This is a genomic window from Paenibacillus alginolyticus DSM 5050 = NBRC 15375, assembly GCF_000422905.1.
GTDB lineage: Bacteria > Bacillota > Bacilli > Paenibacillales > NBRC-103111 > Paenibacillus_E > Paenibacillus_E alginolyticus.
Window position 1 is genome coordinate 23848 of record NZ_AUGY01000092.1, and the last position, 8750, is coordinate 32597.

An 8750-nucleotide genomic window follows, 5' to 3' on the forward strand; every position below is an offset into this window, starting at 1 on the left:
GTGTCAGAACTAGATCGTGTAGGTAATAATGTCAATGTGTTATTCCAAAAGTTTGTCGGATTCATGCAGGATACCGGCATCATTTTTATGGCACTATTGGCTTTATTTGGACTCCTATTATTTCTGGTTTCAGGAAAAAACCCAATTGTTAAGCGGGTTGGAATGATGATGAGTATCGTTTTTGGAGTGTTCATATTTGTATTTGCTTATATGCCGGTCCTGTATTACTACTACACAGGTGGTGAACCTGCTCCTGCGAATACAAAAATCGAAGAGGTGTTCGTCACAACGCATTCAGGGCTTTCCAGAATGTTTAAAGTTCTTTTGATAATCGGGATTCCAGTTGCGGTGACTGTCATGTTATTAGGTCTTCTCATTCGGGGACTTGGGGCCAATAATCCCATGTCGAAAAGAAGGGGCATCGGCATGGTCATGCTTTCCCCGATCATTCTGTTCTTGCTCTATATCATCCCTAATGTCCTTCATTTTCTGTAGTAGTTGTTCAGTGTAAATAAACTGGTGTCGAAATCTGGAAGGGCTTTTAGTAATATGAGTATTCGTATACTACTTGTTAAGGGAGATTGAAATTGATATGAAAAATGTAAAGTCGATAGCAAGTGGGTTCATTTTGGGAGCGATATTATTCGGTGGTGTTTCCTATGCAACATCGGAAGCAGTAAAATTGGACGCTTATTTTGGAGTAAAATTAGTACAAAATGGTATTGATAAAACTTCAAAAGAAGATGACCTTAAACCTTTTATAACGAACGGCCGGACTTATGTTCCGTTAAAGGCGGTTGGGGATCTGCTTGGCGTAGATATCACGTGGGATGGAGACAATACGGCTGTTAATATCGGAAGAAAATTAGATGGAGTATCGCTTCCGGTTGCAAATGGTGTAAAAACAGTGAACGAGGGCTATTTAAAATATGCCGTTTCACAAGATCAACCTATGATGATTAATGGGAAATCGTATGGATCAAAAGGATATAAAGTCTTTACAGAACATAATAATTTTCACGATACCAAAGCATTAGATTTAACGTTCGCTTATAATTTAAACGGGCAGTATTCGTCACTGACATTCGCTATTGGAACAGACGACGATAATGTAGATAAAAACATTAGTAGTACAGTCACTTTTACTGATCAGGACGGTAAAATTTTGAATTCATTCGTATTAAGTAAAGGATCAATTCAAGAAGCAGTAACCCTGAATATTAAAGGGGTTACACAGTTAAACATGAAGCTAAGTAGGGAGAAGAATATTTCAATTAATACTCAGGCAATAGATCTAATTAACCCAGTATTAAAATAACGGAGAACGATAGTTTGAATGAGGTAGCGACAGTCTAGGACTTTATTTTCACGTCCCTAGTTGCTGTTGTGTCATTAGGTTGATCAGTCTAAAACTCAATTTCAAAAGCTGACTGTCTTGCTACTCAAAAACCGTATCAATTCAACACTCTCAGTCTAATACTATATTTTCACCATACAGTAGTCGCCCTTCATTGGTGACTATTGTTTTCTTTTCTAAAAGGATATATTGACAAATTTCCTTACTCTGCCTTACTATAAAATGGAAGTAAGGCGAAGTAAGGAGTTGAGTCATTTGTTCTATTCGAAGATTACCAGCAAGGGGCAAACAACGGTGCCTATGGAGATCCGCAAGCGCTTGGGCCTTCAAGAAGGCTCGATTATTAAATACTCGTTCAACGAAAACGGAGAAGTAGTCCTGAAAAAAGATACATTAACAACTCTCATGGAAAACGGCCTTCGGTTTTTTTATTTCAATGCTTCTGGCAGGTGCTTTGAGATTTTCCGTGACAAGACCCGAAGCGAGGTTGATCAGGAGTGGTTGAACGACCAACGGATGCATAACCGGGAACGCAATTTTAAATCGATGGTCATCCACGAGGCTCAGCTTGGATATTTGAGGGATTCAATGCTCCAGGAGACTTTTATTCCGATCGTAAATCCCGAGGCGATTAATTTATATCATTCTTTGGGGCTATTGACCGATGAAGAATTTGATCTCTTTCAAGAGAGGAAAAGGATCCGTGATCAGCGATGAATAATTTTGAGGAACGCCGACAGCTTTTCCAAGAGATATATGAGAAACTCATTTTGCCGTTTCCACCTGGTACAGTTGAGCTCAAAAATCAAAATCATGCGAGTGCTCATATTCCGGTACAGGCGTATCAGCATCGGGTCAACGTAGCTGCCGGTAACTTTGCATCATGGAGGCTTACAACAGAACATCCGATTATCCATGAAAATGAAAAGTTGCTCGAAATGCGCGGGGTACTGCAGATCGTCGATGCGAGCTATGAAGGCCAAGGCTTCATTGAATTTGAGCGCGATGAGCGGACCAAGCGCATCAAGTATTTTAACGAGCGTTGCAAAGCAGCTGCCAGCCTTGCATTCGTGGATGCATGCGATTGTTTTGAAATGGGATGGATCGATTTGGGGCGGAAGTGGTCCAAGAATCCAGGAACGGGAGTCCTCGAGCGAACTGGTGGTTCGGTTGACCGATCTAATGATAAAGTCGTGGAAACACGACGCCAGTGTATTTTCCCCGGTTGCAACAAGTTCGTAGATGAGAAGCTGCTGAATTTGTATGAATGGAAAAACGCTCAGTGTGAAGAGCATATACCCGATCACGTTAAGCGAAAATATCTAAAGAAGATGGAGGAGCAGGCTAATGGTTGACCAGAGTAAAAGGCCCTTGATACCCTCTTGCTCTCTGTGCGCCCGCTTCGACTCGTTAAGAGGGGTATGCGGCATGAACGGTGAGAACAAAGAGGTCTTTGATACAGAAAGCGCAGCGAGATGCCAGGAAGAAGGACGGTTTATTCGTTACATCAATGCAATTCCAAACAGTTACAATTTCTACAGTCTGGACGAGCAAATACCGATTTTCCAACCCGATCTGTCTCGAATTCCACGTGATGCAAAGGGACTGCCGTTGGTCGTTAAAACGAATCGTGGGCTTGAGCGGGCGGTACCTGCCTATGAGGGGCTCACATTGCGCGTAGACCCTGTGTTTGGCGAGGTGCCAACCGTCTTTACCTATCAGGGACAAAGAGAGATGATTCATCGTCTCGGTGTTCATTTGGCCAAGCAGGTTGCGGAGCGGGAGGGTGTGCCTCTTGACGTTCTTCCGGAAGAAGAGAGTTCTGAGGGATGTCCTGAATACATAAATGATTTTATGGAGGAAGAACGGATCCGCGAAACGGTAAGAAATCGCAGCAGAGAACGGTGGGATTGGTGATGGACAAAGAGTTTACGATTAACGCAGCACGAACGGCGATGATTAGCGATCTACTGGAGGCATACAAGCGTCTTCATCAAGCGGGTGTGGAGAGGGAAGAGAATCTGGAGAAATTGATGCTCACTTACAGCCCGGTAGATGGCCTTTCAATTGCCGGCGCCATTGATGTCATTCGGGTTCGTGGATATGCATACGAGTCAGTGGAACTAGGGAAAGGGTTTGAAAAGAGTATTCACTTTCCACGGGAGCTGCTGATACGATTTGGATTAATTGATAACGCTCACTAAATTGTATTTCCTCAAAAAAAGTATCCTTTCGATAAAATTGTTTAGTTCAAACAAGAACAACCCCTTATAATTTGAGTTAATAGGTACGGATAAAGGAGTTGTACTATATGATCTATGCTGATAATCATTGTGATAATTGTAGAGAGTTTGTTGTAGTGAGTCTTTTAATTGAAAACCCTCCTACAGTAAATGAGGAGGGTTTAAAGGAATTTAAGATGGAAATGTGTGTTGGTGGCACGGACGATCCGGTTAATTTCATTCCTTTTTTTCTACTCGCTGAGCAAGCTCTTGTAAATTAAAATTCATGTACCACATGCCATTGTCATGAACCTCTGCGTCCCCATGGTCATCCTGAAACATGACCATGGGGATATTCTGAACCTTAATTTCCTCGCCGTTCTTGAACTGCAAGATAACATCGTGACTTACTTCGTTATCTTTCCTCTGAATGGGCGGGGATATTTTTACTTTTGCAAGTGATTCATTCTTTGTAATCCGATCAGCGAGTGATTTGGACTTTTCGGTGATGTCGGCAACCTTCTTGCTGTCGTAGTCGGAATGGGAAAGATAAGGGCTCACAAAGCTCGAAGCAATTGTCGGATCACCGAGCTGGAGCTGCGCGATTAGAGACATCAATTGATATGCGGATGTAAACTCCGGATCTCCCAAAACTGCTTCATGACTACCCTCGACTTCATCAACATATTTCTTGTACCCGTCGTTTCTTAGCCATAACGGTGTTCGATAATTACCGTCTACTTCGTTGGCCACATCCCAATCTAGCTCGATTTTCATTTCACCGACAATTGGTCTTACTTCCTTTGGCTTCTCATCGCTAATCTTTGAGCCAAAGAAATACACTCCGATCAAGCCATATACAAGCAAGAAAATAAATGTCACTCTTTTTAATATCATTAAGGAACCCCTCTCAAAAAAAATAAAAACACCAAGTCATAACGACCGGTGCTTCCGACGCTTTCTGTTAAATTGTAGATGCTGTTCATGCCATTAATTATATCAGAATTTACGAAGGAGTGTAGAAGCATTTTGCTCGATTAACTTCAAAGATACGGGTGTTTATGCTATAATCAGATCATCGAATAACGTTTTTTTCTACGGAAGTGTGAAGCACGCACGGGCCCATTGGCGCCTTGCGTGCTTTTTGCGTTAAAAAGGAGTTGGTTTACCGTGATGCCCAGAATTAAGGAGATCGAAGGGAAGTCCAATGTAGAAAAACATGAGACGATTTCAATGATTCGATCCCAGCACAGTATAAACGAGATTTGTGAGGCTTGGGGGATCTGCTTAGGGACGTATTACAATCTGATGCGTCGATGGGGGATTGATTTATCGGAAGTGCACCGCCGCAAGAGGAAATTACAAAAAGGCAGCCAGAATCCACATAACAATCCTGGTAGAGAAAACTTTGCCCCTGCTCGTTTGGCGATTCTTCTACTGAAGGAGCTGGATGGCGATTCATTTTCTGGACACCATACGTGACCGGATCGCATCGTCAAGCGGCCCGTTTAATGTAAATGTGATCATTGAATTATTGCAGCAAGAGGGGGACTCAGGTGATGTGGGGCTGCTGCCGCTTGTAATCTTCAAGGGTCTTCCGATGGATGAGAAGGTTCGTCTTTTAGCAAGGTGGGTGAAAAACGACCAACATAGGGATGCCTTGTTACGATTCTGGGGTATTGATATTTTTGGATTTTTTGGCCTTTTGGGCGAAATGAAGGTGCCGATGGTTAGGGTCTTGGAGGAGAAACACCAACTGCTTCTAGAAGCCACGAAATTGCAGTCAAAGGAACAGGTCAGAGGTTACGACTCAAAGCAGTGCACTGCACAAAGCAGGCTGTATGAGCTTTCTGGAGGCTGCACGAGAGCATCGTTGGAGAGGGATCTGCTGTACTTAACTCGTCTTATCATGTCATGTACTCTTTTGAAATACAGAGTCGAAATTCGGATTGAAGAACTAGAAGGAGGTCGTTAATTTGATGTCTCATGAAGCGGAAGTTGGAGGAGACGCCAAACAAGTCCTCATTGCGGTCGAAAGATTGCGGGAGGAGTTGCACGATACCTATAATCAGTTCGGAAAAATGTCTCCCCTGATTCTACTGAAATCGGAGGAGCTCGATAATATGTTGAATCGTTATCATGGCTTGCTTCTGCAGCGTTCAGTGCACTTCACTCGCCCTTGAGATGACCGGCATTCTGTAAAACTCGGTGCTGCTGCCGGGTTGAAAGAAGGGAAGCGCTCTTATACGAAAAATCTAAAGACTGGGGAAGAGACAGTACTCAGAGCATACATTTGCCAGTTTAATTTCACAACATAAAAAACGCCAAAGTAACAGCTGAACTTTTCGACAAAAATAATCCATATCTCTCACCTATAAGGCGACAACAATTGCTTAATTGCGTTCCTATAATAGAGTTAGTTAGAATTTATGTCCACATTATGGAGGAATGATCCGCATGGACAAGCAATTCTTAAACTTACTTCACAAGTTAAATCGTCGAGATGAGTTAAGATCAAGACTCATTATCGAAGGTTTAAAACACTCACTCAAGCGAGAGCTGAGTTCTGTTCGTAGATTTCTATTCAATATTAAGAAACGTCAATTTGTAGCAAAAGGCTGGTAGTAGATAAATAAAAAGACTGAAACTGCATCAATAGCAGTTTTCAGTCTTTTTTAGCAAGAACGCATATATCAAATATCATTAGGCTTCCATAGAACCTGAATATTGTTCTTCAATTTTTATTAATCTCCTAGTAACAATGTGAATTTTCTTCATTAGAATAGATTGATATATACAGAACATTCGTTTGAGAACATGATAGTAATTATGATAAGTTAATACCATACGAAATATTTCATAATGATTAGAGGTGCTCGTTCTGCTTTTATCATATCAATGCGGGTATTGTGCTCAAAATAATAATTTAAGTCTTGAAGAGCGCATTAATATCGCACTCTCAATAAAAAAAGAAACACTTTATACATGTGCTAGTTGTAATCAGACAAAATTTATTGCGTCCAGCCGTAATCGCGCTAATATTGAACCAATTAATGAAGCTCGTGATGAAGAAATAATCGAACTAGGTAATAACGAGATCAATCTGGCAGTTGAGCAATTACAATTGTTCTAGTACTATTCTGGTGAGTTAACTTCCTTTGTCGCAATTACATGTCAGTTTTCTTGGCTGATCGGAAATACAGCGGAACGAAGTGAGGATGTGTCTTGACCTGCCATAGCTTCGAACCTCCTTTTTTCCGTGGTTAATCAATCTAAGAAGACTGTAAATCTGCTGTCTGGTACTCCCGGTTGTTTAGGATTATTAGCTCGCATTACACGCATCGCTGCTTCTCTAATCAAATAGTTCGTGTATATCCCTGCCGGATAGCAGATGAACACAAGAAAGGTCAGGGTTGCAGCTGCGGAGGGGTTTTGTTTGAACGACTATAAATTGAGGGAATGGTAATGCTTATGGGGGTTAAGATTTACTCAGGAATTGAACTAGAAAAAGTTCCGTTAATTATTAAAGCGGATATCCTAGATTTTAAAAACGTAAAGGAAATCATTGTACCTGAAACGGCTGAGGATCAAGCGGATGCTTTTGCTTTAACAACCGCTTTTATGAAAACGTCAATTACAACACATTATGTCTACAAGGATAGACCGGTATATATAACGTATAATTAAGAAAAATACGGCATGAATAGGTGGAGTTTGATTGAAATACAAGTTCGATATAGAAAATTTACTTCAACTGACTATGAATTCAACTGGACAAAAACTTGAGCCGAACGAACACATCATAAATATGTCTATCAAAGACAATGCGCTTTTAATTGATACACGCGTGTTTACGGAAGACGAGCCGATTCCTGGTGATATCATTCGCTTCATGAAAGTTGTTTGTTGTCGCTAAAAAGAGGGATTCTACGCTAGAAACAAATTTTACTTCACAGAATAACGGTTCTGTGAAGTATAACAAGGTGGGGGCTGTTTGACGCTTACGATTAAAAGGAAACGCATAAATTAGGATCATTAACTATATCGTTTAGCTAACGAATAAGAATAGTGAAGGAGCGTACCTCGCGGCAGCTCCTCTTTTTGTTGTTCATTCAAGTAACGGGCACAATAAAGCAATTACCTTCTCTTACTGAGTCCATTGTGAGGAGTGTTTATTGTTATATTTTCAAAAAAGAACCCGGTCAAGTATACCGAGTTTGTTGATGCTTTGATAGTATTTGACTGGGTACGTAACAGCTTTACTTCGATTTTTTTTGTACTCCAATTCTTCCTTGATCGTTAGGATCGTTCGATCGTGAAGTGGCATGCTTTGGGTTGTTAGTGTCATTAGATTTGCTCATGTTTATTGTTCACCTCCTGTCTTATTCCATAAGAAGTATTTCTCCAAACCGCAATCCTTATTAGAAAAATGTTTGTATTCTGTCATAGACTTGGAAAGTTCTGGGCCCGGGGTTGTACTATTCCAGCTAATAGCTTGTCAATATTTAATTATTAATGGCGGATTCATGAGGTGGTATACTTAAAAAAGTGAATGGGAAAGAACCGTCCCATAAAGCATGGAATTACATTCCATATATTTCTATTACTTGTTACTTACTCTAAACGGAACGCTTCTTTAGTATTTAAGATGGCAAAAATCCAGTGGATGAGTTTATTCACACAAGCAATTACCGCAACTTTGAACAGCTTTCCTTCAGCACGTTTCTTATCATAATAAGCCCTTAATTTCTTGTTTCTGTTACTACGAATACCACATCGTACAGCTTGATATAGGGCTGTACGGAGCCTCCTGGAGCCATGCTTAGTGATTCTATTTTGGGTAGCTATAAACTTGCCATCATTACAAAGAACAACTTAGAGCATACCACTTGGATCAAGCAAAGCATTTTCAAAAATTGATGGGAGAAAAAAATCAAAACATCTGAATCAAGTAACAATAGCGTTGCATGAGCAAAAATGGCACACTTGGAGCAAAATAATGAAATTACAGTTCCGAATGAAATTGTTGGATCAATAATATCCTTATCACACGTGTAATTAATATTACATTTGATGAATTTTGGTATGTTTTTCTTGCAAGACGTTACATTTCGAAAGAATTACCAATAGATCAGGTTTACCGGGAGTTTTGAAATTATATTGGTAAACCT

The 8750-nt window shown here is 40.6% G+C and carries 12 protein-coding genes and 1 pseudogene; 11 read left to right on the forward strand and 2 right to left on the reverse strand.

Annotated features, from left to right (window positions below):
• The 6 genes from G519_RS0130815 (at position 1) to G519_RS0130840 (ending at position 3561) form a co-directional block, all read left to right on the forward strand.
• On the forward strand, positions 1–495 hold the full coding sequence (locus G519_RS0130815; RefSeq protein WP_029197934.1) for a hypothetical protein: 495 nt from the start codon (positions 1–3) through the stop codon (positions 493–495).
• Between the two features lie 97 nt (positions 496–592).
• Positions 593–1318 carry a stalk domain-containing protein gene (locus G519_RS0130820; protein ID WP_029197935.1) on the forward strand — a complete coding sequence of 242 codons (726 nt, stop codon included), beginning with the start codon at positions 593–595 and terminating at the stop codon, positions 1316–1318.
• A 294-nt stretch (positions 1319–1612) separates the two neighbouring features.
• Positions 1613–2074, forward strand: coding sequence for an AbrB/MazE/SpoVT family DNA-binding domain-containing protein (locus G519_RS45360; RefSeq protein ID WP_051253841.1), 462 nt, complete (start codon positions 1613–1615; stop codon positions 2072–2074).
• Positions 2071–2712 (forward strand): hypothetical protein, encoded by a 642-nt coding sequence (locus G519_RS0130830; protein WP_029197936.1) that lies wholly within the window; start codon positions 2071–2073, stop codon positions 2710–2712. Before G519_RS45360 ends, G519_RS0130830 begins: the two co-directional genes overlap by 4 nt.
• Positions 2713–2785: 73 nt before the next feature.
• Complete coding sequence (locus G519_RS0130835; RefSeq protein WP_029197937.1) at positions 2786–3274, forward strand: hypothetical protein; 489 nt, start codon at positions 2786–2788, stop codon at positions 3272–3274.
• Positions 3274–3561 carry a hypothetical protein gene (locus tag G519_RS0130840; protein WP_029197938.1) on the forward strand — a complete coding sequence of 96 codons (288 nt, stop codon included), beginning with the start codon at positions 3274–3276 and terminating at the stop codon, positions 3559–3561. Before G519_RS0130835 ends, G519_RS0130840 begins: the two co-directional genes overlap by 1 nt.
• 255 nt (positions 3562–3816) lie before the next feature.
• Here G519_RS0130840 and G519_RS0130845 read toward each other — a convergent pair whose 3' ends face one another.
• On the reverse strand, positions 3817–4476 hold the full coding sequence (locus G519_RS0130845) for a hypothetical protein (protein ID WP_029197939.1): 660 nt from the start codon (positions 4474–4476) through the stop codon (positions 3817–3819).
• Positions 4477–4752: 276 nt separating this feature from the next.
• Between G519_RS0130845 and G519_RS0130850 the strand changes: the two genes are divergently transcribed.
• From G519_RS0130850 to G519_RS0130875, 5 genes are all read left to right on the forward strand, one after another.
• Entirely contained in the window at positions 4753–5061 is a 309-nt protein-coding gene (locus tag G519_RS0130850) for a hypothetical protein (protein WP_036634385.1), read from the forward strand.
• The gene (locus G519_RS0130855; protein WP_029197941.1) at positions 5030–5554 is read left to right on the forward strand and encodes a hypothetical protein; all 525 of its coding nucleotides are present in this window, start codon (positions 5030–5032) and stop codon (positions 5552–5554) included. The genes G519_RS0130850 and G519_RS0130855 overlap by 32 nt, the downstream gene beginning before the upstream one ends.
• A gap of 4 nt (positions 5555–5558) precedes the next feature.
• Positions 5559–5762 (forward strand): aspartyl-phosphate phosphatase Spo0E family protein, encoded by a 204-nt coding sequence (locus tag G519_RS0130860; protein ID WP_029197942.1) that lies wholly within the window; start codon positions 5559–5561, stop codon positions 5760–5762.
• Between the two features lie 1288 nt (positions 5763–7050).
• The gene (locus G519_RS0130870) at positions 7051–7266 is read left to right on the forward strand and encodes a hypothetical protein (RefSeq protein WP_127527637.1); all 216 of its coding nucleotides are present in this window, start codon (positions 7051–7053) and stop codon (positions 7264–7266) included.
• 31 nt (positions 7267–7297) lie between these two features.
• On the forward strand, positions 7298–7495 hold the full coding sequence (locus tag G519_RS0130875; protein ID WP_029197944.1) for a hypothetical protein: 198 nt from the start codon (positions 7298–7300) through the stop codon (positions 7493–7495).
• A gap of 698 nt (positions 7496–8193) precedes the next feature.
• Here G519_RS0130875 and G519_RS49435 read toward each other — a convergent pair.
• Positions 8194–8436: pseudogene (locus G519_RS49435) on the reverse strand (transposase); the annotation flags it as partial.
• Between the last annotated feature and the right edge of the window lie 314 nt (positions 8437–8750).